This is a genomic window from Paracoccus amoyensis (assembly GCF_014490725.1).
Taxonomy (GTDB): domain Bacteria; phylum Pseudomonadota; class Alphaproteobacteria; order Rhodobacterales; family Rhodobacteraceae; genus Paracoccus; species Paracoccus amoyensis.
Window position 1 is genome coordinate 802,276 of record NZ_JACOQL010000002.1, and the last position, 24,921, is coordinate 827,196.

12 protein-coding genes are annotated in these 24,921 nt (G+C 57.3%); all 12 read left to right on the top strand.

Translation table 11 applies throughout. The features are described from left to right. Positions 1-62: 62 nt before the first annotated feature. The 12 genes from H4P12_RS08880 to H4P12_RS19270 all read left to right on the top strand — a co-directional run bounded on the left by H4P12_RS08880 (position 63) and on the right by H4P12_RS19270 (position 24,743). Positions 63-7,013, top strand: a complete 6,951-nt coding sequence (locus tag H4P12_RS08880; protein ID WP_187793271.1) for a hypothetical protein — start codon at positions 63-65, stop codon at positions 7,011-7,013. Between the two features lie 135 nt (positions 7,014-7,148). Further along, entirely contained in the window at positions 7,149-8,483 is a 1,335-nt protein-coding gene (gene tssK, locus H4P12_RS08885; RefSeq protein WP_187793272.1) for a type VI secretion system baseplate subunit TssK, read from the top strand. Further along, the gene (icmH, locus tag H4P12_RS08890) at positions 8,483-10,300 is read left to right on the top strand and encodes a type IVB secretion system protein IcmH/DotU (RefSeq protein ID WP_187793273.1); all 1,818 of its coding nucleotides are present in this window, start codon (positions 8,483-8,485) and stop codon (positions 10,298-10,300) included. Before tssK ends, icmH begins: the two co-directional genes overlap by 1 nt. Then, positions 10,297-13,947, top strand: a complete 3,651-nt coding sequence (tssM, locus tag H4P12_RS08895) for a type VI secretion system membrane subunit TssM (protein WP_187793274.1) — start codon at positions 10,297-10,299, stop codon at positions 13,945-13,947. Before icmH ends, tssM begins: the two co-directional genes overlap by 4 nt. Then, positions 13,947-14,639 carry a type VI secretion system-associated protein TagF gene (tagF, locus tag H4P12_RS08900; RefSeq protein WP_187793275.1) on the top strand — a complete coding sequence of 231 codons (693 nt, stop codon included), beginning with the start codon at positions 13,947-13,949 and terminating at the stop codon, positions 14,637-14,639. Before tssM ends, tagF begins: the two co-directional genes overlap by 1 nt. Further along, complete coding sequence (locus H4P12_RS08905) at positions 14,626-15,387, top strand: PP2C family protein-serine/threonine phosphatase (protein ID WP_187793276.1); 762 nt, start codon at positions 14,626-14,628, stop codon at positions 15,385-15,387. Before tagF ends, H4P12_RS08905 begins: the two co-directional genes overlap by 14 nt. Further along, positions 15,384-16,745: a serine/threonine-protein kinase gene (locus H4P12_RS08910; RefSeq protein ID WP_187793277.1), complete on the top strand. Its 1,362-nt coding sequence runs from the start codon at positions 15,384-15,386 to the stop codon at positions 16,743-16,745. The genes H4P12_RS08905 and H4P12_RS08910 overlap by 4 nt, the downstream gene beginning before the upstream one ends. Beyond that, a complete protein-coding gene (locus H4P12_RS08915) occupies positions 16,742-17,512 on the top strand; it encodes a hypothetical protein (protein ID WP_187793278.1) in 771 nt (256 codons plus the stop codon). Before H4P12_RS08910 ends, H4P12_RS08915 begins: the two co-directional genes overlap by 4 nt. A gap of 86 nt (positions 17,513-17,598) precedes the next feature. Further along, positions 17,599-19,590, top strand: coding sequence for a type VI secretion system Vgr family protein (locus tag H4P12_RS08920; RefSeq protein ID WP_187793279.1), 1,992 nt, complete (start codon positions 17,599-17,601; stop codon positions 19,588-19,590). After that, a complete protein-coding gene (locus tag H4P12_RS08925) occupies positions 19,590-20,012 on the top strand; it encodes a DcrB-related protein (RefSeq protein ID WP_187793280.1) in 423 nt (140 codons plus the stop codon). The genes H4P12_RS08920 and H4P12_RS08925 overlap by 1 nt, the downstream gene beginning before the upstream one ends. A 4-nt stretch (positions 20,013-20,016) precedes the next feature. Beyond that, complete coding sequence (locus H4P12_RS08930) at positions 20,017-24,504, top strand: RHS repeat-associated core domain-containing protein (protein ID WP_187793281.1); 4,488 nt, start codon at positions 20,017-20,019, stop codon at positions 24,502-24,504. Further along, the gene (locus tag H4P12_RS19270) at positions 24,501-24,743 is read left to right on the top strand and encodes a CPCC family cysteine-rich protein (RefSeq protein WP_187793374.1); all 243 of its coding nucleotides are present in this window, start codon (positions 24,501-24,503) and stop codon (positions 24,741-24,743) included. The genes H4P12_RS08930 and H4P12_RS19270 overlap by 4 nt, the downstream gene beginning before the upstream one ends. Positions 24,744-24,921: the final 178 nt, after the last annotated feature.

The window sequence follows — 24,921 nt, forward strand, 5'->3', positions numbered from 1 at the left end:
TTTTTGGCGCAATTATCCGGATGGCGCTCCTGCTGTAGTGAAATTTGAAGATATTGGTAATGATGATCACCCCACTTCGTCCCGCCGCACGCATGTCCAATGCACGTCTTTTCCTGACTACAGCGCTGATCGGCGTCATGCCGATGGTCTTGATTCCAACGAAGGTGTCGGCACAGGAAGAACGCTATTATGATCCGCGGGATACCCCATTTGGCGGTGTGGACCCCCGAAGCGGCTACACCTGGAATGCCGACAACACTAATGGCAATGCCGATGAATATTGGAGTGATGAGAACGGCGAGAACCACACCGTTCTGGGTGCTGCCGATACCGGGATACTGACCGAAGACACAGGCCTGTTCCAGGACAAGGTGGATATCACGCTGAGCGGACAGGCACGTCTTGCCGGGCTGATCGTTCGGGGTGACGACGATTACAGCATCACCGGAGATGGCACTGGACGCCTCGGCTTTGCAGATGCCGATACCGTCGATGCCGTCAGATTTGACGTCGAAAACCAAGATACAACGCTGAACATCGGGGTTGCACTGGGTGGCGCGATTACAATCGCAGGTCAGGGCACGGTTGCCTATGACTATACTGGCAACCGGGGGTTGATCCAAAGTGTTGCGGTAGAGGATGGAGCCACTTTCCGGAACAGAGGTATTACCAAAGGCCTGATGACCGTGCAGGGCGGAGGCACCGTCGTTCTTCGCGATAATGGTAATGATGATTTTGCGACCCACGTGGGTGCCATCAGAGTCCAAGAGGACGGCGTGCTTGAGCTGGATGGAGATGATGCCTCTGACCCGCTTGTTGCTGACGATGCAGATACAACAGCCGTTGAACAGATCATCAACGACGCCGGGGGAACCATCAATGTCATTTCAGATTCGGTGGTTGCAACTGATATCGTCAATAACGGGCGCATCTATTCCGATGCTTCGGGCACAGTCGATCTGGATTTGACCGGCCATCAGTTCACAAATACAGGCGTCATTGAGACAGAGTCCGATTTTGATCAGATTCGAATTTTGGCCGATCGTATTGTTTTACAGCAAACAGATGTCGATAACCGAAATGTGACGCTGGTCGGCGATATCGTAAATAATGTTACGTTGGCATTGACCAGAGCATCAGATCTTTATGGTCAATTGACGAATAATGAGAGCGGCATTGTCGACGTGTCTGCCGCGATAGACGGATCAGATGACAGTATTTCCAATTCTGGAACGATTAATGTTCTGTCAAATGGCAGTCTTCGCGATCTCGTTCAGCTGGATAACAGCGGCACACTTACCGTCGCCGCAGGAAGCGGCAATGGGGATGATCTTAGTGCGGATTTGATTGAAAATCGGGGTGTTGCTGGTCGAAATGCGCGGTTTAATTTGTCGGGACGCTTCAGCGGTGATTTGAATAACCGACGGTATGGCACGACCACACTTTCAAGTGGTAGTGAGATATTTGGCGATATTCTGAATGAAGGAACGCTTGAAGGCAGTGGCGTAATCGATGGCACGTTGACCAACGCGAATCAGGTTCGGGTTAATGGTGAACTTGAGATCGCGGATCTGAAAAATGCCGGGGTGGTCGATATTGCTGGGAATGGCGGAAACCTGGTCTTGACCAGCGGCGATTTCGTGAACGAGGCAGGTGGTATTGTTCGGGTCAATGGCAATATCAGTCGATCCGGAAACAGCTCGGCTACCGTTACCAACATGTCTGGCGGACAGTTGGTCTTGCGAGGGGGCATGATATCGGCCGACGTGCAGAACGATGCGGGTGGTCAGGTCATTCTGCGGGCCGATACCCGGATCGATGCCGGTTTTGAAAATGCAGGCTCTTTGGATAACGTTACCGGCAATGATATCGAACTGGATATCTCTGGAAATACATTCGCCAACCGTGGGGAAATAAAGAACTCTGGCACGGGTGGGACGACTTCCATCATTGCCGATGAGATTCGTCTTGAAGAGGGCGCGGTTAATATCGCCGGTATCGATTTTATAGGCGATATTATTAACCAAGCGACGCTGCTGTATTCGACTGCAGCTCAGTTGAATGGTGGGCTGACAAATACCGGTGCCGGTAATGTCGTGATTTCCAGATCACTTGATGCGAACGGCAATGACATTACCAATGAAGCACGCATGGTATTGTCGACCACCACGGGCGCGACTGGCAACATTACCGATGCCGGGATCGTCAGGAATGAGGGTATCCTGGCCGTCGAAGCTGGTGCCGAAATCGAGGCGGATGAGGTTATCAACCTGCGCGGCACCGATAGCGCCGACGAATTGAAACTTGATGGCGGCACCATAACTGCCAAAGTGACCAACCGTGGCGCATTCAATGCGACCGGGACCGTCGATGGCGACCTTATCAATGAGCGCCAACTTACGTTGCTTGGACGCCTGGATGTGGATCGTCTTGAGAATTCTGGCGATGTCCATGTCGGCGGTGGTGATGTGCTGAATTCTGATGAGAATATCAGCAATTCCGGAAGAATTCACCTGATCGGATCGGGTGTTATAAACGTCACCGGCGCGAATTCTGAATTCTTGAATGAATCAGGGGGGACGTTGAGGTTTTCAGGCGGCACGCTGAATTCTGACCTGACGAATGAATCCGGTGGGATTGTCAACATAACGGGTGATTCGACCATCGATGGTAATTTTGAAAATCTTGGCACGATAAAACACGATCAGGCCGGCCAGGACTATACCCTGACCATCGCCGACGGCGGCGAGTTTATTCATGATGGCAACTTTATCGGTGGGAACGGCACACTGACCATCGATGCGGCAAATATCATTTTGCGCACTGCCATTCTGGAAAGCTGGGTCACGCTGAACGGTAATGTGTCGGTCGAGAATGACGATGCTGAATATTATCGCCGCGCGATGACCCTGCCGGGAAGCATTACCAACCGCCCGCAAGGGGAAATCTATGTTTGGGCGGATGTGGATGGCGATGGCCATTCAATCTATAACCAAGGCTTGGTTTCCGTAGAGCTTGACCCGCAAGATGATGATGTCGGCAGGCTGCATAACCTTAATGAGTTACTGAACCAAGGCGAAGGGCGGATCAGAATTGCCGCAGGGACCTCGGCTTCCGCAAATGTTGTCCAGAACAACGGTAATGCGACTATTGTTGTTGCGGGCACGCTGGACAGCACGACGACCGCATTGTTGAACACAGCCGATGCAACCGTAACCCTTGCCGGCGGCAGGGTTCTGTCCGGTATAACGAACCAGGGCGAATTGACGGGCGCCGGCACCGTGGACGGAACCGTTACGAATACCGGTTCTGTCGTTGTGACCGGGGCGATGACGCTTGGGTCGCTGGATAACCAGAACGAAGTCTCGATTGAGCGAAACGGAGTTCTGAACGCTGGTGCGACTGTCGAAAACGCCGGCACCATGACGATCGCGGGGCGGTTGGCCGGCGGATTGAACAACCTCTCTGGCCACACCGTTAACCTGACGGGCGGGCGGATAGCGGCCGACCTGACCAATTCCGGCACCGTCAACGGCCGCGGTCAGGTTGACGGAGTCATTCGCAACAATGCCAACGCGCGATTTACAACGACGGGGCGTTTGGCAACGGATCGCCTGATAAACGAAGGGCGTGTTGATATCGCGGCAGATACGACCTTGGTATCCGCCAATGGCGTGACAAACCGCAACCAGCTTAATCTGAACGGCACATTGCAAGGGCGGCTGCGCAACGAAGCCGGTGCGACAACCAGGTTTGGCGCTGACAGCAAAATCGACGGCACGGCAAAAAATGACGGCACCATCACTGGCAATGTCGATATTTCGCGCGAACTGACCAATACTGGCACCGCACGGATCAACGGTGAGGTTGGCACGATTGCCAATACGGACACTGGTAGGCTTTCCACAACGGGCAATCTGTCGACGGATAGCCTGACGAATGATGGTGTCGTGAATGTCCGTGATCGGCATACACTGACCAGCACGGGTGATATTACCAACAACAAGACGATGAATGTTGCTGGCAGCGTCACAGTGACAGGGAACGACAGCGCACTGGTCAACAATTCAGGCGCAAAGTTGAATCTGGATGGCGCCACGCTGACCGGGAATGTTGAAAACAAGCAAGGCGCGTTGCTGGATATTCTTAACAGCAGCACCGTTGTCGGAAATCTGACCAATACCGGCACGATGGATAATACCAGCAACAATGGCAATGTCGTTCTGACTGTCGAGGATGGGACGTTCACCAACTCTGGTATTGTCGGCGTCACTGGTGGCGGAAGAATGACGATCATGGCTGACGATATCGAACTGACAGCCACGTCCGAAATAGATGCCTCCAAGGTTGCCCTTATTGGTTCAATCAGCAATTCCGGCACGCTGAGCTATTCCAAGAATACGCGTCTGACCGGAAATCTGAACAACAGCAGTGGCATCGTCAGGATCAACGCGCGGGTTGATGCCCAGAATGATGGCACGAAATTCAATGTCACGAATGGTGGCAAATTCTATGTTGGCGGTGAGGCGGGTGCCGGGGCACTTGTAAACGTCAATGTCCTGACCAACCGTGGCGATACTTTCGTCATCGCGGATAACGGGCGTGTCACCGCAGACGAGGTTAACAACAGCGGCTCAATGACCGTTGCGGGGCAGTTGCGTGCGCCGTCTGTCAACAATACCGCCAGGGGAACATTGCGTCTGACGGGCGGCAATATTGTCGGCAATGTCGATAACGCAGGCCGTGTGGTCGGCAGTGGCAAGATCACCGGCGTGTTGAACACTTCTGGTATCGCCAATGTTGCGCGGCGACAGACGTTGGAAGTCACGCAGGGCGCACGCAATAGCGGCACGATGACCGTTGCGGGGAACTTCATTGGTGCCGTGACCAACCAAGACGGTGGCACGCTGAAAGGTGGCGGCAAGATTACCGGAGATGTCAAAAACGCTGGCACGCTGAGCTGGAACGGAATTATCCAAGGGGATCTGACCAACACGGGTGCTCAGGCGGATATTTCGAACAGGATCGAAGGCGATCTGTGGAATGCCGCGATTCTTGATGTGTCGGATGATTTGTATGTCGGCGGCAAGGTGACCAATGGCAGCGAACAGCCAACCAACAACCTGCGCGCGGCTGCCACGCCAAAGATATTGATGACGGTCAAGGCCGGGTCGACCCTGACCGCGAATGAGGGGATCGCCAACCAGTCCGGTGCGACGCTGGCCAATAACGGCCGCATCATCGGTGATATTACGAATGATGGTGTCTACAACCAGAACGGCACGTTGCGAGGTGATCTGATCGACAACGGCGAGGCGACCATTAATGGTCGCGTCAATGGAACGGTGCATGCCAATTCAAGTGCCATCGTGTTCAGGGAAAATGCCAGCATCCAGCAACTGAACCTCAATACGGATTACAAGATTGACGCGGGACAGTCTGTCAGGGCTGATACGACCCGAATTGCCAAAGACAGCATTCTGACATTGGCAGGCGGGCTGGACGGTGCAGTGAACAACCAGGGAACGATTCAGGCAGCGGGGAATGCGGGAAGCATTTCGGGTAAGCTGCACAACGACAATACGGTTTCGATGACCGAAGACAGCCCTGCCTATACGACATTCAAGGTCGGTGGGCTGTCGGGCACCGGGACGTATAAGTTCGATCTCGACCTTAGCACAGGGCAGTCTGATACGATCGTGGTGGATGGCGGCGCTGCGACCGGCACTTACAATATCGATCTGGCGACGACCGGTGCCAATCGCCCCCGGCTGGGCACGCAAATTACCCTGATTGATGTGGATGACAGTCTGGGCGATGCAAACAGCTATAACCTTGGCACGACGACTGGCCTGGCATCGGGCAATGAGCGTATCGTTTATGCCGTTCAACGGGCGGGCGAAAGCGGTGACCTGAAAATGGTCACGATGCTGAACCCTGCCATCGGGTCGCTGATCGGGAACGTTACGCTGACGCAGACCCTGATCGGATCAATCGTCAACCGTCCGACCAGCCCCTTCGTGACGGGCCTTGCCTTTGAAGATGCTGAAAAGCCGTGTGGTGTGGGTGCCTGGGGTCGTGCCACTGGTGGTACGGTCGACGCGACAGGGTCGTCCCGGTCCAGTAGCGGCTATGAAAATGCAGACAGCACCGTGACCGGCAGCTATTACGGGATGCAGGTCGGTAGCGATCTGGCATGTTTCGATGATCGCTTTGCTGGCTGGGACTTGACCGTTGGCGTCCTTGGTGGGGTCAACCAAGGCGATACCAATCAGCCGGTCTATGCCCCGGACACCGACAATGTCGGCCAAGTCACGTCCGAACTGCAAAGCTATACCAAAACTGACTTTACCCAAGTCTATGGCGGCATCTATGGGACCGCGACCAAAGATCGCTTCCAGGCTGATTTGCAGATCCGCGCCGAAAAGACTGACTTCACAATCGAAAACATCGCAGTCAGTGGCAGTGGTTTGGGGCTGGATAAGCAGGACTTCACAAGTGACAGCACCACGATCAGCGGCTCATTGGGCTATGCTTTCCCGATCGGTAAAAAAGGTTGGAGCGTGATGCCCACCGCCGGCTTTGCGTGGTCCAGCATCAAAACGGATTCGATCAAATTTACGACCGAAGAGGAGGGTGCTACCGAAACGCTGAGCTTCGAGGATAGCAACCGGGTCATCGGACACGTTGGTGCAACGGTCGCCAAAACCTTCGTTGACGAGGCGCGCAATTCGGCACTTTACGCCTTTGCAACCAGCACGGTCTATCACGACTTCGCGGACCCGACGGTGTCCATCTATACCCGCGTAGACGGGGGCAGAACCGATATCGAACGGATCGAGGCGGATAACCTTGGCACGTTCGGTGAGATCAGCCTTGGCGCCAACTACATCAAGGTTCTGGATGAAGGCTCTTTTGCGCGCCAGTTCAGCACCAGTGCGCGGATTGACGCCCGTTTCGGTGATGGTCTGGACAGCGTTGGCGTGACAGGGCAAATCCGTTGGCAATTCTGACCGGCTTGGCTTGACGCGCATATCGGCCTAGTTTGATGCCGAAGTAACAGGGTAAGACCCGGCACATGTTGCCGGGTTAGCCCATCATCGGGCACGTGCCCTGAATTGATTTAAAGGCGGAAGGATTACAGCCGCATGTCCTGGTTCAGCAAAGTCGCCTGGAAAGAGGGGCTGTTCATGCAGCCCCAGCATCTGCAACAGGCGGATCGCTACCACGAGCATCTTATCACTGCCCGTACCAAGCTGATAACCCCGTATCCATGGGGCGTTGCAGAGCTGACCGTTGATCGCGATCAGGCACAGCAGGGCATGTTGTCGCTGCGGGCGGTGTCCGGGATCATGCCGGACGGCACCCCATTTGACGCGCCGGGCACCGGACCTTTGCCTGTGCCGGTTGCCGTGCCCGAGGATGCGGCGGGACAGTTCGTTTGGCTGACTCTGCCCGACAGCTCGCCCAACATGCGTGACGCATCCCCTTATGAAGACGAAGGCGCGACCACACGTTGGGGCATTATCACGGAAACGGTCAGCGACTCGGCATCATCCATGCGGACCGAACAGGTGCTTGAACTGGCTGTGCCGCGGTTGGAACTGGCCGTCCGCAAGACGCCGCGTCCGGGCTATCAGAATATTCGTCTGGCCCGGATTACCGAAGTGCGTGACGGCGTTGTCACGCTGGACGAAACCTTTCCGCCGCCTGCGTTGGTCATTGGCGCACATCCGCAGATTCTGGGCTATCTGACCCGCGTGATCGGCTGGATCGAGGCGCGGTTGGAAAGTCTGTCGCGCTACGCCACCGATCCATCGGCAGGCGGCGGCTTGCAGGCATCGGATTATCTGATGTTACTGACCTTGAACCGGAACATCGGGCAACTGCGCCACCTGACGCGGACATTCGCAATCCACCCCGAGGTTTTGTATCGTGAATTGATCGGTTTGGCGGGTGAGTTGGCAACCTTTGATACCGGCAATCGCCATGCGCCCGATTATCCAGCCTATGATCATGAGGACCCGAAAGAAGCGTTTTCGCAGATTGTGGCGGATATTCAGCGCCTTCTGTCGCGCGACGTGGGCCGTGCCATTCGCCTGCCGCTGCGCGAAGTTCGTCAGAACTCGTATCTGGCTGAGGTTCGCGACCGCAACCTGTTCCGCGACGCAACCTTTGTGATCGAGGTGGAAAGCGCCAAGCCGCTGACGCAGGTTCAAAGCCAGTTCCCCGAACTGTGCAAAGTCGGCCCGAATACGCGCATGTCCGAGATTGTGAACAACAACCTGCCGGGCATTATGTTGCAGCATCTGCCGAACCCGCCACGGCAAATCAGAGTGCTGTCATCGAATGTTTATTTCAGGCTGGAAAAGAACTCGCCGCTATGGCGCGAGTTTTCCAATGCGCCCGCCATTGGCATGCACTTTGCCGGCGAATGGCCGCATCTGAAACTTGAATTGTGGGCTGTGCCGGAGCGAGGCTGATGGCAGGCAAGGACGACGACGAAAAGACCGTATTCGGGGGGCCGCTGCCAAGCGGCAATCCCTTCGGACAGGGTGGAAATCAACAGCGGCCAAATACCGACATCTGGGGCCAGCCGCCTTCGTCGCGACCCAACGACGATAGTCGCACCCAGATTGGGCGTCCGGGGCAGGGCTCTGGTAGCAGCAATCCTGGCTGGGGAAATCCCGGCTACGGAAATCAGGGCTACGGCAACCCGCCGCCCCCACAAAATCAATCGCCTTCGGGTTCGCCATTCGGAAATCCCGGATCCAATTCGCCCGGTAGCTCGCCCTTTGGCTCGCCCGGTTCGCCGTCGCCGGGCGCGGGAGGATATGATGCCGGTGGCGGACAAACGTGGCTGGGACGACCCGCGCGGGCCCCGGCATCAAACTATGATCCAAACCAGATTGGCCGTGCCGGGCAATCCGATCGCGGCTTCTTTCCAGATATCGGTGCGCGCCAGGCTGCGCCGACGCAGGCACATGGCCCGCGTATTCCCCTGCACGAAGCCCTGCAGGTCCGAGAGTTGGGGAATGGTTCCTCCTCGAACCCGCTTCTTGCGGCGGCGGCCAGCCTGTTGATTTTGCTGGGCCGCTTGCGCACGGGCATGGTCGAATTGCAGGTCGCCCCGTTGATGGAACATGTGACCCGAGAGATCGATCGGTTCGAGCGGAATGCCCTGACCGCCGGCCTGAACCCGCATGAAGTGCTGGTTGCCAAATATGCGCTATCGGGGACCGCTGACGATATCGTGCAGAACCTGCCCGGTGGCGATCGCGGGAATTGGCAGCAATATTCGATGGTCGCCCGCTTTTTCCACAAGCGCGATTCCGGTGTTGGTTTCTTTCAGGAAGCTGAAAAAGCCATGCAGGCACCCGGTCAGAACTACAATCTGCTGGAATTGATGCTGGTCTGCCTGTCGCTGGGCTTCGAGGGGCAATTTCGGACCATGCCGAATGGGGCGGCCGATCTGGCCCGTATCCGCAGCGCAATTTATGAAAGCCTGCGCCGGGTTCAGCCCCGCCCGGATGAGGATATTTCCGTCACATGGACGCCCGTCATTCAGGATCGCGGGCGACGTTTTGCGTCGATCCCGATTCCGGCTGTCCTTGGGGGCGGGTTGGCGGCCTTGGTGGCGGCGTTCGCTGTTTTTGGCACCTTGATAAATCGCGATGGTGCGAAAGCGGCCGAGGTCGTGCGCGGCGTCTATTCCGCGTCACCGGTCATCCAGATCGACCGTAGCACACCGGGACCGGCCTATGTCGCAGAGGTGCCGCAACTGGACCGTATTCGCGATGCCTTTGCGTCCGAGATTTCGGACGGCCGCGTCGGTGTGGATGCCAAAGGCGACTATATCGCCATCCGGGTTGGAAACCTGCAACTGTTCGATCTGGGCAAGGTCGAGGTGAAGCCTGGCTTTGCCGATCTGGCAGGGCGCATCGCCGAGGTTTTGAACCAGGAGAGTGGTCCCCTTGTGATCGAGGGGCATACCGATAATCTGCCTTTGTCCGGCACCGGACGGTTCAAGGATAATTACCAACTTTCTACCGCCCGCGCAGAAGGTGTCTCGACCGTCCTGAAACCGCTGTTGAATGACCCCGGTCGGGTCGAGGTGGTTGGCAAGGGTGAAGACCAGCCGGTTGGTGACAACGCAACGCCCGAGGGGCAATCGTCCAATCGCCGCGTCGAAATCCTGTTGGCGCGTGAGGGCACCTATGATGCGCCCGCCGACGCAAATACCGACGCCGCCACGGCAAATGCACCAGCAGCCGAGGCTGGAACGGAGACTGAGAATTGAGACTATTCGGCCTTAACCTGCGCGCTCCGCGTTGGCGCGACCATGGCTGGTGGCGCTGGACCGTGTCGCTGATCGGCTTGCTGCTATTGTGCCTTGCTATCTGGATCGGTGGACCGATGACCGGGTGGGGGCCGCTGACTACCATCAAGTGGCGCCTGATCATCATTATCTTGGTCCTTGCGATCTTTGCGAGTTTTGCAATCATTCGCTGGCGCCGCCGTGTGCGCGCAGCCCGCGAGATCGAAGCCGCGCTACTGCCTGTCGAACCCGAGGGTGACGGCAAGGTGTTGGCTGAAAAGATGCAAGAGGCGCTGGCTGTCCTGAAAAAATCAGGCGGGGCCGCGTCGCTTTACGATCTGCCATGGTATGTCATCATCGGGCCGCCGGGTGCTGGCAAGACCACCGCGCTTGCCAATTCCGGGCTGGAATTCCCCTTGGCGCAGAACAACGCCGTCTCGGGCTTTGGCGGCACGCGTAACATGGATTTCTGGTTTGCCGAAGATTCGGTCCTGATCGACACCGCCGGCCGTTACACAACGCAAGACAGCGATTCAGTGGCGGATAAGGCAAGCTGGGATTCGTTCCTTGGGCTGTTAAAGCGCACGCGCCCGAACCGTCCGATCAATGGCGTGATCCTGTCCTTCTCGGTCGAAGACATGATGAAGGATGACGGGGTGACACTGACCCGTCATGCCGAAACCGTCCGGGCCCGTCTGGCCGAACTACATGAACAGCTGAAGATTGATTTTCCAGTCTACGTCATGTTCACCAAGGCAGACCTGATTGCTGGCTTCCGTGAATATTTCGCCAGCTTCAGCCTGAACCGCCGCAAGTTGGTCTGGGGCGTCACCTTTCAGACCAAGGATCGCAAGGCCATCACGCACGAGGCGGTTCCAGCGGAGTTTGATCGCCTTGTCGCGCGCTTGTCGGACGAAATCATCGACCGCTTGTCCGAAGAACCCGATGGTGTCGCACGCATCGCAATCTTTGGCCTGCCGGGGCAGATGGCACTGTTGCGTGACAACGTATCTGGTTTTCTGCGCCGCGTGTTCGAGCCGACGCGATATAAGACCAATGCCATTCTGCGCGGCTTCTATTTCACGTCGGGCACGCAAGAGGGCACGCCGGTCGATCAGGTGCTTGGTGCGATCCAGCAGCCCGGTTCGACAGGGAGTTTCAGCGCCGGCTTCATGTCGGGGCGTGGAAAAAGCTTCTTCATCCATGATTTGCTGCGACGGGTGATTTTCCCTGAACAGGGGTGGGTCTCATTCGATCAGAAAGCTGTGAGGCGGGCGTTTGCTGTGCGGACTGCGGCGCTTTCGATCATCGGAATTGGCGTTGTTGGTGGGGTCGCAGCCCTTGGATACAGCTATTGGCTGAACCAGCGACTGGTGCGCACGGCCGAGCAGGAAATGACGGCCTATACCGTGGCCGCCGGACCGGAACTGAACCGCGAGGTGATCGACGATACCGATTTGCGGCCAATCGTCCCGTTGTTGAACGACATTGCAACCATTCCAGCAGGCTATGGCGACAGCGAAGAGCCCAGCATGTGGGAAGGCTTTGGTCTGGGTCAACGTGACCGGCTTAACCGCGTTGCGACCGAAAGCTACTCGGATGCGTTGGAGCGGATGCTGCGCCCGCGTCTGATCCTGGACCTTGAACGGCGTATCCCGCAGATCATCGCCTCGGGCGAAATGACCGAAATTTATCGCGCCCTGAAGGTCTATCTGTTGTTGGGCAAGCAGGGCGAGACGACCGACGACCCGGCGATCATGTCATGGTTCGAACAAAGCTGGCGCGAGGAATATCCGGGGCTTTCGGGGCTGGACATGATCGACCAGCTTAAGCTGCATCTGACCGCCATGCTGGATCTGGACGATACTCGTGATCTGCTGATTGATCTGGATCAATCGACGGTGGACCGTGCGCGCGCCGCAATCGCACAGCTTCCGCTGGATGAGCAGGCATATGCGATCATCATGGACGGCGTATCCGCGACCAGCCTGAAAGACTGGCGTCTGGCCGAAGCTGTTGGCGGCAATGTCGCGGCACAGGTCTTTGCAACGCGTGATGGCAGCGATCTGACCAATGCCGTTGTGCCCTCGATCTATACCTATGAAGGGTTCTGGGGCTATTTCTACGATCAGCTTGGCGTCGTGGGTGATGAGCTTCGCCGCGATCAATGGGTGCTTGGCGATCTTGGCAGCTCGAATGAAATCGAAGGACGACTTGCGCGTTTGGACCGTGATCTGATGGATCGCTATCGCCGCGATTTCATTGCAGCCTGGAATGGCGTTCTGGACAACCTGACACTGGCTTCGCTGGTGGCCGACAAGCCACAGTATACGGTGCTTGCCAGCGCGGCATCGGCATCAGGGTCGCCGATCTTGGAACTGGTCAACGCGGTGGCCAAGGAAACCAACCTGCCGCGCGAATATGAACAGTTCGAGGGCGAAGGCGCGGTGGCCCCTCCTCCCGGCGAGGGCGAAGATGCTGCCGCGGGTAGCGGCGCCGCAAGTTCTATTGCGCGTCAGATCGGCAATCGCATCGAATCCCGTTCTTCGGGCGTTCAGCGCATCATTATTGATGCCGCGCAGGCCGAAGCGAAAACCGGTGGGCAAGGCGGCGGTTCTGGCGGCGGTGCGGGTGGCGGGGGATCGCCGACCAGCATTACCGCGCCTATCGAAGCCATCGCGGATGAGTTTGAAAACTGGCAATTGCTGGTCGAGGGAGAGCCAAACCAGCGCCCGATCGACACCCTTCTTGGCGATCTTGGGTCGGTTTATGATAATCTGCGGTTGGCGGTTCATAATCCTGATCAGGCCGAAGCCGCGATGCCGACACTGCTGAACAAGCTGACGCAATATAATTCCCAACTTCCCGATCAGCTTGGGCAGATGATGAGCAAGGCGGAAAGTGATTTCCGGCTGGGCGCATCAGAAGCCAGCATCGAGGTGATGAACCGCAGGTTGACTGACAGCATCACCATGGTCTGCCGCAACTCGATCGTCAGCCGCTTCCCCTTCGCGGATTCGTCACGCAGCCTGTCAATCAATGAATTTGCGGGCTTCTTCGGGCCGGGGGGCGCAATGGACAAGTTCTTTACCGAGAATTTGGAACCATTCGTCGAGCGGACCGAAAATGGGATGAAATGGCGCGAGGATAACGAAACCGCCAAGCGCCTGTCCGCAGGATCGCTGAAACAGTTCGAACGGGCTGAGGCAATTCGGCGCGCGTTCTTTGCCGGCGGGGGACAGCAGCCATCGGTTGAAATCAATGTGGCACAGGTCGATGCGCATCCAAGCATCGAAAGTGCCGCGTTGCTATTTAATGGCACGGTTGTGCATACGGCGACCGGATCGTTGTCGCAGACCGTTGTCTGGCCTGGTGATGGACAATCAACCATTCTGGAAATGCTGCCCCATTTGCAGCGTCCATCGATTATGAAATTTGAAGGCAGTCCCTGGACGTTCATCGAATTTTTGAACGCGGCCAGCTACAGGGACCAGCGCGGGGATACCTTGCGCACGACCTTTGTCGTGGGAGGACGCAATATAACCTATGATTTTACAATCAATGCCGTCACAAATCCATTCACCATGCCCGAGCTGCGACAGTTCCAGTGTCCGCAGAGCGTCGACTGATGGCCGGTGATACCGGTATCTATGGCAAACATCCGGGCTTCGGGGATTTCATCTCGGCTGGTTTGTCGGATGCGGTTTTGCGACCTTTTGCTGATTGGTCGCAAGCAGCACTTGGGGCATGGCGGGCCGAGCTGGGTGAACGCTGGCAGTCGCTGTTCGATGTCTCGCCGCGGCTTTGCTTCTGGATTGGTCCGGCGCTTATGGATGGCAGCCCACTGCGCGGGGTCTGGTCGCCATCGCGCGATCGAAGTGGCCGGCGTTTTCCATTTATCGCGTTGCAATCGGGTGGTGCGTCTCCGCTGATTGAAACCGATCAACGATTTTACATGATCGCGGGGCTTGGCGTCCAAAACCTGTTGGGGACCGCGCAATTCGAACCGCGCGATGCCGCCGACAGGCTTCGGGCTGAATTGCCAAATACGCACGAGGACAAGCAGCCGGATTGGCCGACATTCTGGGCTGTCAATTCGTCCATGGATGCGTCGGCTTTGATGGCGGGACTTGCTTCGGCGGACCATGCGCATGCCATGGCGTCGCGCAGCTATTGGTGGTTCTCTGCGAACGAAGGCGCGGGTTCGGGCCTGTTGGCTTGTCAGGGGTTGCCCGGCCCGTCCGAATTGGGCTGGCTGCTGACAGGTGGCGTGCCGCAGCAGGACGACGACACGGGGGAGGGGCCGCATGACTGCGCTTGACGTATTGTTCGATATTCGTACCGGCGCGCGCACCGATACCGGCCGGGTCAGAAAGTTGAATGAAGACAATGTCGCAGCCCTACCCGATCTTGGCGTCTGGGCTGTTGCTGATGGCATGGGCGGCCATTCTGCTGGCGATGTCGCGAGTCGGATCATTGTCGAGGAATTGGCCTCGCTTGGTGTGCCTGTCAGTGCGCAGGACCAGCGTGCGCGGGTGATGGAACGGCTTGAGCGGGCGCATAAGCGCATTTCGTTTTATGCGCTGGAAAATGATCTGAAGACGGTTGGTGCGACGGTTGCGGCTTTGCTGATTTATGGTGGAGAGCTTACGTGTATCTGGGCCGGAGACAGTCGCGTTTATTTGTGGCGTAAAGGTGCGTTGACGCCCCTGACCACCGACCACAGCGAAGTCGCCCAGATGATTGCCGCAGGCACGATGACCGAGGCTGAGGCGCGAACCTCGCCCCGCCGGAACGTGATTACCCGGGCCATCGGGATCGGGCCAGAGCCGCGCCCCGAAATGGTCAGCGGTGCTTTGCGTCACGGTGATCGGCTGCTGCTGTGCTCGGACGGATTGACTGAACATCTGAACGAAGATGATCTGGCCGAGGCGCTGGCCCAAGCACAACCTGCGGAACTGCTGTCCGAGGCGCTGGTCGAAGAAACATTGGCACGTGGTGCACGCGACAATGTCAGCGTTATTGTGTTGGATGTCGCAGCGTTGCCGGATGCTGGAATCGAGGAATGAGCGATCCCGAAGACGGTGACGAAGGTAAGCCCGCAGTAGGGCGGGACAAGAAACCGAACCCGCTGACAACCCCGCCTGACGGTTCCGCGCAGGAAGCCCCCGATAGAACGGTGATTGCCGAGATCGAAGATGACGCCGCTGAGGCGCTCGTTTCCGCATCTGATATGGAGGGCGCGGAACGCACGGTTATCGCGTTGGATGGCGAACGCACACCGCTGCCTGTGGCGGACCCGACTGTCGTGTCGGAACAGCCAAATGCGGCATCTGCCCCTGTGCGGCTTGTCGAACCCGGTACGCTGATCAACAACAACTACCGGATCATCGAGCTGATCAGCGCCGGTGGCATGGGCGAAGTCTATCGCGCGGCGAATGTCTTTACCGGTGATTTCGTTGCTGTGAAGGTCATTCTTGGCAATCTGGCCAATGACGAAACGGTGCTGAACATGTTCCGGCGCGAGGCACGGGTTCTGGTCCAGCTGCGTCATGATGCCATTGTGCGTTATCACAATTTTGTTCTGGATGGCGGTCTGCAACGCTATTGCCTGATCATGGAATATGTCGAGGGGCGGCACCTTGGGACGCGCGTCAAGAATTATGGGCCGCTGCCGGATCAGGCGATCCTTGCATTGATCAGGCGGTTGGCGTCTGGTTTGGCGCGGGCGCATGCCAGCGGTGTGACGCACCGGGATTTGTCACCTGACAATGTTATCCTGCGGGATGACCGCGTTGAAGAAGCCGTGCTGATCGACTTCGGTATCGCGCGCTCGACCGAATTGGGCGATGGATTGGCTGGCCGCTTTGCGGGCAAGTTCAAATATATCGCGCCAGAGCAGCTGGGTCATTGGGACGGGGTTATCGGTCCGCAAACGGATGTTTACGGGCTGGGCCTGCTGGCGGCGATGGTCGCGCGGGGCACGCCATTGGACATGGGTGACAGCGTCGTATCGGCATCCGCCGCACGGCAAACCATTCCATCGCTTGATGGGCTGTCGCATCGCTTGTTCCCGCTATTGCAGCATATGCTGGAGCCGGACCCTGCGAAGCGGCCCACCGATATGAATGCCGTTCTGCAGATACTGGACGATCCGCAGCAGTTGCCGGCGCAATATCGATTGCCGCTGTGGTCATCAGGCAGCGCAACCGATCTGCAAGGCGATGCAGGTGCATCCGGCCTTGATACGAGAGGCTCGGGCGGGCGGCAGACCGGCAGTCTGACCAGCAACGATCTTAGCGAACTGACCAGCTCGCACAGCCCGTTTGGCGCATTGTCCGGCCCGGAACCCACCGTGCAGGCGCAACCCGCCGAGGCCGTGAACCGTTTCCACGCAGGATTATATTGCTGGCTGGCACGACTTTGACAGCCATTCTGGCTGTCGGCGGTGTTTGGTGGGCAGCGCGGGATCAGGTTGCTGTCGCGCCCGTCGAACCAGAAGTGGTTGCACAGACGGACATGGTGCCACGCGATCTGTCGACGCGTGAAGGGTTTCTGGCCCAACAGCCTCTGCCCGATTGCTCATTTGCCACGCGGATGAACCATGGCGCACATTCAGGCCAGATTGTGGCATTCGGACAATCCGCGGTTGATATGAATGGCGTCGTTGCCGCCTATGATAACACCTTTGGGGTCAGGCCCGCAGTTGTGCAGGAAACCGTCAGTCCCTCCCAATGTGCCGTGCTGAACTTCCTACGCGACATTGCGGGGCGGCCCGCGCCCAGCCCGACCCTATCGGCCGGGGTCGCTGTCGACGCCACCAGCTTTCAGGTTCAGGGAACTGTTCAAAGTGGTGATCCCTCCGGCGCGCGCAACTTGTGGCTGTTCCTCGTTTCGCCAAACGGAGGAGTTTACGATCTGACGAATCAACTTCAGGGAGAGGGAGGCGGTCCGCGCAATTTTGGGATATCGGTTCAGGCAGAAGCCGACGATGCGGCGCAGCAAGCAAGCTATATTCTGGTCGCAATGACCTCTGCCCATCCGCTTGCCAGCGTCTCGGCGGCGACAGCGGGCGCGGCCGCCGATCAGCTATTGCCGCGCGTTCTGGTGGAATTGCAGGAAAACGGGGATAATCCCGCGCTGGACGTCTTGGCGTTCTCTACAAAAAATGACGCATCCGCCCCACGCGAGTGAAAATGTGGTCGACACTGGCAATGTTGGCTCTATGCTGGCAAGCTGGCATTTGTAGATAGTAGTTATTTCACTGCGGGGGCGTCCCGATGAATTTGCGTTTCGGCCAGTCCGACAGGGTTGGAAAATTAACCACCTCCGTTGGTCCAGACGCACTTGCTTTGCTCCGCTTCGATGGTGCCGATCACCTGAACGACCTGTTCGAGTTTCGTGTTGCCGCGCTGGCGATTGACGGTGCCATAGACTTTGACAAGCTGATCGGAACGCACGCCACGGTTGAAATTGAGGGGCGCGAAGGGACGCGTGTTTTCGACGGGATCGTGACGCAGGCCCGCTGGGCAGGTGCCAGCGAAAATGGCCATCGTTATGATCTGGTGCTGCGCCCATGGCTATGGCTGGCGGGTCGACGCAAGAACCAGAAAATATTCCATGAGAAAACGGTTGTGCAGATTCTGCAGCAGATTTTCGCTGAATATTCGGCTTTGGGCGATCCGACCCTCGAAATCAAACTTTCGGAAGACTATCCGGTTCTGGAATATACGGTGCAATATCGCGAAAGCGATCTGAACTTTGTCCGGCGCCAGATGGAGCGGCATGGCATCAGTTTCCACTTCCGCCATGACAAAGGCAGTCATACGCTGGTTCTGACAGATGATGTGCTGTCACATGAGACAATAGGACAGCGGCCCTTCAGGACCTATGACGGTCATCATCAGGCCAGCGAAGAACATTTTTGGGAATGGTCGCCGGAACGGAACCTGACGACAGGTGCCGTGCGTCTGATCGACTATAACTTCAAATCGCCTTCGGCAGTCATGGAAGTGAACCGCATGGGCGATGCGGGATATGCGCTTGGCCAGTTGGAGAGCTACGAGTATCCGGGGGATTACGCGGACGAAAGTGCGGGGCGCAATTCGGCCAGGTTGCGCGTCAATCAGGAACGTGGGGGCGACCGCCGGAACCGTGCCGTGGGCGATGTCCTGTCTCTTGGGGCGGGAATGGTGTTCGAGCTGACCGGCGATCCGGTGCCCGGCACAGGCCAGCGCTATCTGTGCCTGTCGGCCAACTATAACTTCGTCAGTGAGGCCTATGGTTCAGGCGGGGCAGAAAGTGACGGCTATAGCTTCAGCGGCAGCTATACGCTGATGCCGGATACAGCGCCGATGGCTGCGCCCAAGCGTATCCCCGCGCCTGTCGTCGAGGGGCCGCAAACGGCTGTTGTGGTTGGTGATGGCGAAATCGACTGCGACGAATTCGGCCGGATTCTGGTCAGGTTCCATTGGGATCTGGAGGATGCGCGTTCGATGCGCTGTCGCGTTGCCCAGAACTGGGCGGGCAATGGATTGGGCGGGGTCGTCATTCCGCGGATCGGGATGGAGGTGGTCGTTGATTTCATTGACGGCAGCCCGGATAAGCCCATCGTGACAGGCTGCGTGGTCAACGGCAGCAATGGCAATATCTATGGGCTGCCCGCCGGCAAGACCAAAAGCGGCTTCAAGACAAAAACACACGAAGGCGCGGGCTTCAACGAACTCAGCTTCGAGGATGCCAATGGTGCCGAGAAGATATTCCTACACGCGCAAAAGGACGTAGAGCGGTTTATCAAGGACAACGATTCGACGTTTGTCGAGGGCGGAAACCGGAACGTAATCGTTCAGATTGGCGACGAAACCAAGGCCATTTCAAACGGTAATCTTAGCGAAACCGTGGCTTTGACACGGCACGCGAAAGCCAACCGGATCGAAGAAGAAGCCGTTGCCGGACGCGGCGGTCCGGGCGTTGTCTCATATTCCGCCGACGACGATATTCAGATGACCGCGAAAAAGAAGGTCATGGTAAACTCTGATACTGCCATGCAACATACTGCGGCGGAAACGATGCATCTGGGATCCAAGGCGATCACTGCGATAGGTCAGGACAGCATCACGTTGCAGGTCGGTGACGGCAAGATATCGATGACGAAGACCGGCATAGTGCTGCAATTTGGCGGCACCAAGGTCACGCTGACGGCTGAAGTATTGGATCAGGTCGCGACGATGATCCATCTGAACAAGGACTCCACAGAAGGTGCTTCGGGCTAATGTATCGGATTAACGAGGGCTCGATTGATCTGCCCAATGATTGGCAAGACCGATCCATCAATGTGATCGGCTCAAACATATCCGGGCCGGGCATTACCATGACGATCACCCGCGATGACATACCATGGGGAATGGCCTTTGCCGAATATGTCGATGATCAGGCACGCCAGGCCGCTCAGGCGTTGAAGGATTTCAAGGTCGTGGAGCGGCGCGAACTGACGGTGAATGGCCACGAAGCGGTCGAAGTTGAATGCCGTTGGGTCGCCAAGCAAGGGCCGATCCATCAGATCATCACTACGGTTCAGAGCGGTCAGCGCGCTTTGGTGTTGACCGCTTCGGTCGGCGGCAAGATGAGCAATAGCCAGATGGCCGAAATGAGGCGTATTACCTCTACACTGAAGCTGGATCAGGCAGAGGCTTGATCGAATGAGCGGTGGTTGGCTTAGCGGTATGACGGCTGGTGCTTCGTCGGTATCCGGAAGCCGTCATGTTGATGTGGATGACAGCCCTGATGATACCTCCCCAAGCTTGCATCCCGACGCGGCTTCGTCCGATGGCACCGCCGCGATAAGCGACTTTCACCAACAGGGGCTGGCGCAGGCTGGTGCGAAAGCCGCTTCCAATCAGGTTGAAAGCACGATTGATGACGGAATCGCGCTGTATAATTCGGATGCCGTTCAGGACAGTCTGACCTACGGACCTATCGTTGCGGCAGCCGCTTATGGTGCCATGTCAGCGGCGGGAACGGGGGCGGCGGGCATGATCGGGGCGGCAGTAACGGCCGCCGCTCCCGTTGCGGCCACGGTTGCCGTTGCGGCAGCAGTGGGCTTCGTCGGCTTCAAGGGCGGTGAATGGATCGGTCATTGGTCCATGAACGCCATGGGATACGAGCGGATTTCAGATGCAGGCGAAATGCCCGCAACCGTTGGACATCCGATTGCCCATGTCAGCGGCTGGTCGTTGGGGGTGATGGTCGTCGGTGCGTTGGCCGCTGCAGCTGTGATCTTTACATTTGGCGTTGCAGCCGTCGTCATTGTTGCTGCGGTCGCGGTTGGCAGCCTTGCCGCGGGCTTTGCCTCGGCGGCGGGGCAATACGGAACAAATAAGGGCACGATCAAGACGGGCTCACCCAATGTCTATTTCAGAAACAAGCCAGTCGCCCGTGTCACCGATATCGTGGATTGTTCGGAACATGCCGAGTCCAAGGTGGCACAGGGCGCGGAAACCGTCTTTGCCAATAACTGGCCGATCGCGCGGATCGGGCACAAGACAACCTGTGACGGCACAATCAATGATGGCGTTCCAGATATCGCAATCGACATGGATACGAGTCCGATTGCGCTGCCCGTGGACGTTGGAAATGAAAACCGCGCCGTCAATCTGCTTGCGATTGCCATGGATATTCTGCCCATCGGCGGGCGTAGCCAAAGGCCGGGTACTTCGGCGCATGGCAATGCTGGCAACGCCCCCCTTAGCAGCCGCACCGGCTGCAACGACCCCATCGATGTCGCGACCGGTCAATTGCTGGAGGCTCGGACGGATATTGTCATTCCGGGAACCATACCCTTGCGGCTGGACCGTGTTTATGCGCCGCAATCCTTTGGCATTCAGGGGGCGTGCTGGGCGGGCACATGGGCGCAGCATCTGCGGATCGAGCGTGAGACGATCACCTTTCAGAACCCCGAAGGCACGCTGATCGTCTTTCATGCGCCCCTTGACGATGTATTGGCGTATAATTTGCGCTTCCCTCATCTTGAGTTGCTGGGCAGGCGTTCGGCCGATCTGTTCATCCATGATCGCAAGGCACGGCTGTTTTATATCTTTGCCGATGAGGGCAATGGGGTGCGGCGGCTGGCCCGAATTGAAGATCGCAACAAAAATGCCATCACCTTCCGATACGGGATGGATGGTCTGCGGCGGGTTGATCATTCGGACGGGTTCTCGCTGCAGGTTCACAGCGAAAACGGCGTGATCCGTCATGCCGTGCTGGATGCCGCGGATGCGGATGAATGCGTCTTTACCTGGGGGTATAACCGCGCCGGGCAGCTGAGCGAGATACGATCGTCCCAGACCGGCTTCATCGCCTATCAATATGATGCGCAAGGCAGGATCATAAGCTGGCGCGATGCCAAAGATACCTTCGTTCACTACGAATATGATCAAAATAATCGGATCTGTAAGACATGGTCAAACAGCGGTCACCTTGGTGGAACGATTGACTATGATATCGCCCGTAAGCGCACAGCCATGCGCACCGAAACCGGCGCCGTCACAATCTGGCATTGGAAAGACGACGGCACCGTCTGGCGAATGCAAGACGCGCTTGGGCAGGTCTGGGAAACCGAATGGGATGACGCCTATCATGTTGTGGCCCGTGTCGATCCGTTGGGGCATCGGACAGGGTTCAGGTTTGACCGCCTTGGGAACCTGATCGCGCGTATCGACGCTGATGGCCATGAAGCACGGTGGGAATACGATCTGGGGGGGCAACTGGCCGCCTCCATTGACGCCGCTGGCAACAGGACGGAATTCCGGCACGACGAAAACGGCAACCTCGTCGGCAGCACCGATCCGCTTGGTCGCATATCTTCCCTGGGACTGGGCCAGAAGGGCGAGGTGCTGCGCATAGACCTGCCGGGCGGGGCGCAGCAACGTATCTATTATGACCCCTTGCTGCGGCCCAGCAAACAACGCGACCCGGACGGAAATGAAATCCGGATGGGTTACGATACCGAAGGCCGCATGCGCTGGTTCACGGATGAGGTTGGGGCGACGACCCGTTACGATATGATGCGCGGGCCGGATAACCCGCGCGGCGCCATTCGTCAGATCGAGACCGAGGATCTGGCGTTGTCGACTGTTTCATGGGACAGTGAGGGACAGTTGTCCGCAATCACGGATCCATCTGGCAGCACGCGGTATTTTCGGTTTGGAGCTTTTGATCTGCCGCTGAATACCGTGGATGCCAGCGGTCATCGGCTGCGTTTGGAATATGATCGGGAACTGCGCCTGACCGCTGTCATAAACGAGATGGGGCAGCGTTACGAATTTCTGTATGATGCCGTCGGCCAGCTTATCGCAGAAAAGGACTATTCGGGGCAGGTCACACGCTACAACCATGATCCGGCCGGTCGCGTCATTCAGCGCATTGCGGCAGATGGTGTTCGCACCAACTATGCCTACTCGCCTGCCGGTCGCCTTTTGTCGCAGTCGGTAGAAGAGGCACCAGAACAGGGCGAGACACACTTCGAATATGACCCGCGAGGTCTGCTGATCAAAGCTAGAAATAAGGTTGCGACGGTTGAATATGAATACGACGCAATTGGGCGCATCATTTCCGAGCGACTTAACGGGCGTCAGATTTCGTCTGAATATTCCGTCGCGGGCCAGCGGATTGCGCGTTCAGGTGACGTTCTGCATCTGACTTCCGGGTGGACGCGCGCGGGACTGCCGGTCGAGATGAAGATTGGGAACCACGCCCCGCTGAAGTTCCGCCACGATCCGCGCGGCCTGGAACAGATGCGCCAGTCGCAGGCCGGGTTCACGCTTGCGCAAAGCCACAACGTCATGGGCACACTTGCTGAACAGCTTGCAGGCCCGATGGCGCATATGCCGGATGACGTGCGAATTGGCGGGCTCAGCGCCGGATCTTATCGGGGATACGGCGCAGGAACGGCGGTCGGTGTTCAGCGCAGTTATGAATGGGACCGTGTTGGTCGCGCGATCGCGGTGAATGACTACAGGGCAGGGCAGACGCGTTTCGATTATGACTTGCGCGGACAGGTGATCACGACACGGGTGGACAGGCCCGATGGTCGCTCGGCCCTGTCGCATTTCGAATATGATCCTGCACGTAATATCGCCGCTGTTATCCAGTCCGGACGAGAGCAGGCGGTTGAGACCTCGGCCGGAAGGGTCAGGCGCCGCGGTGCCGTCAGCTATCGTCATGATGCATGTGGCCGAGTTGTCGAGAAGCGCGTGGAAGAGAACGGATTTCGTCCGCGCGTCTGGCGCATGGCATGGGATGGCCTAAGCCAACTTGCCGCGCTGGAAACACCAGAGGGCGAAATCTGGCACTATGCCTACGATCCGCTTGGCCGCAGGGTCGCACGATTGTTGGACGGAAATGGCGGGGTTGCTTATCAATGGGAAGGTGACCGCCTGATCGCCGAGGCTCCGATGACCGCCTCGGGCGAGGTATGCTGGGGCAGCGCCCGGTATTGGGTCTATGAATCCAATAGCTTTCGCCCCTTGGCGCAAATCGAAAACGGCACGCTGCATTACATTGTGACCGATCACATCGGAACACCGCGAGAGTTGTTTTCCGAAGATGGTGAGCAGATAAGCTGGCGGGCTGAGTGGTCTCTTTGGGGCGAAATGGCGGGTCATCGCCAGCCGAAAGCGGCGAATGACGACATTCCTCCAATCAACTGTCCAATCCGCTTCCAGGGACAATGGTATGATCCCGAAAGCGGCCTGCATTACAACCGCTTCCGTTACTATGATGCCGAGGCGACGCAATATTTGTCTCCCGATCCGATCGGATTGGAAGGTGGTCTGCGACCGCAGGCATATGTAGCTGACCCGAACGGGTGGGTAGATCCGCTGGGGTTGGCGTGTTGTAAACCTATCTGGTCCCAGACCAGTCAAAAGTCGCCAGTAGAGAACGCGTTTAGCCACTGGAACAGCCATAAGTCCGAGTTTCCAGAGCTCGAGAACTCACTTCAATATGTTAACGCGGCAAGGAATTTTGTCAGCAATCCGCCGACCAGTACGTTGACCAAGATACGGCCAAATGGCGATGTGCTGAGATATGATCCACATACAAACACTTTTGGCGCAATGAATGCAGCAGGTGCCCCCAAAACAATGTTCAGACCAAAGGACGGTATGTTATATTGGAACGATCAATGAGATATGCATGTGCCTGCTGTGGCTATCTGACACTGGAGGAGCCTCCGCCGGGATCGTTCGAAATATGCCCGGTTTGTGGGTGGGAGGATGATATTGCGCAGTTTAACAATCCAGATAGAGCGGGGGGTGCGAATCTGGTGAGTTTAAATCAGGCAAGATTGAACTTTATAATCTTCCACGCGTCTGATGAACGATGGATAGGCCGTGTTCGTCCACCAAAGGATGATGAGATTATTTGACGTCGTGTGAAAGAACAGGGATTTGTTTGATGAATGATGCGATATTCCGGGGGATGTTCCCTCACAGTATAGGCATTGTCATGGGGCTTTATTTAAATGAACGGACCCGTTGTGCAGATCTTATGAAATTCGGTTTTTGATACTATGAATTTCTGCAGCTTAGGCTCAGGACTTCGGT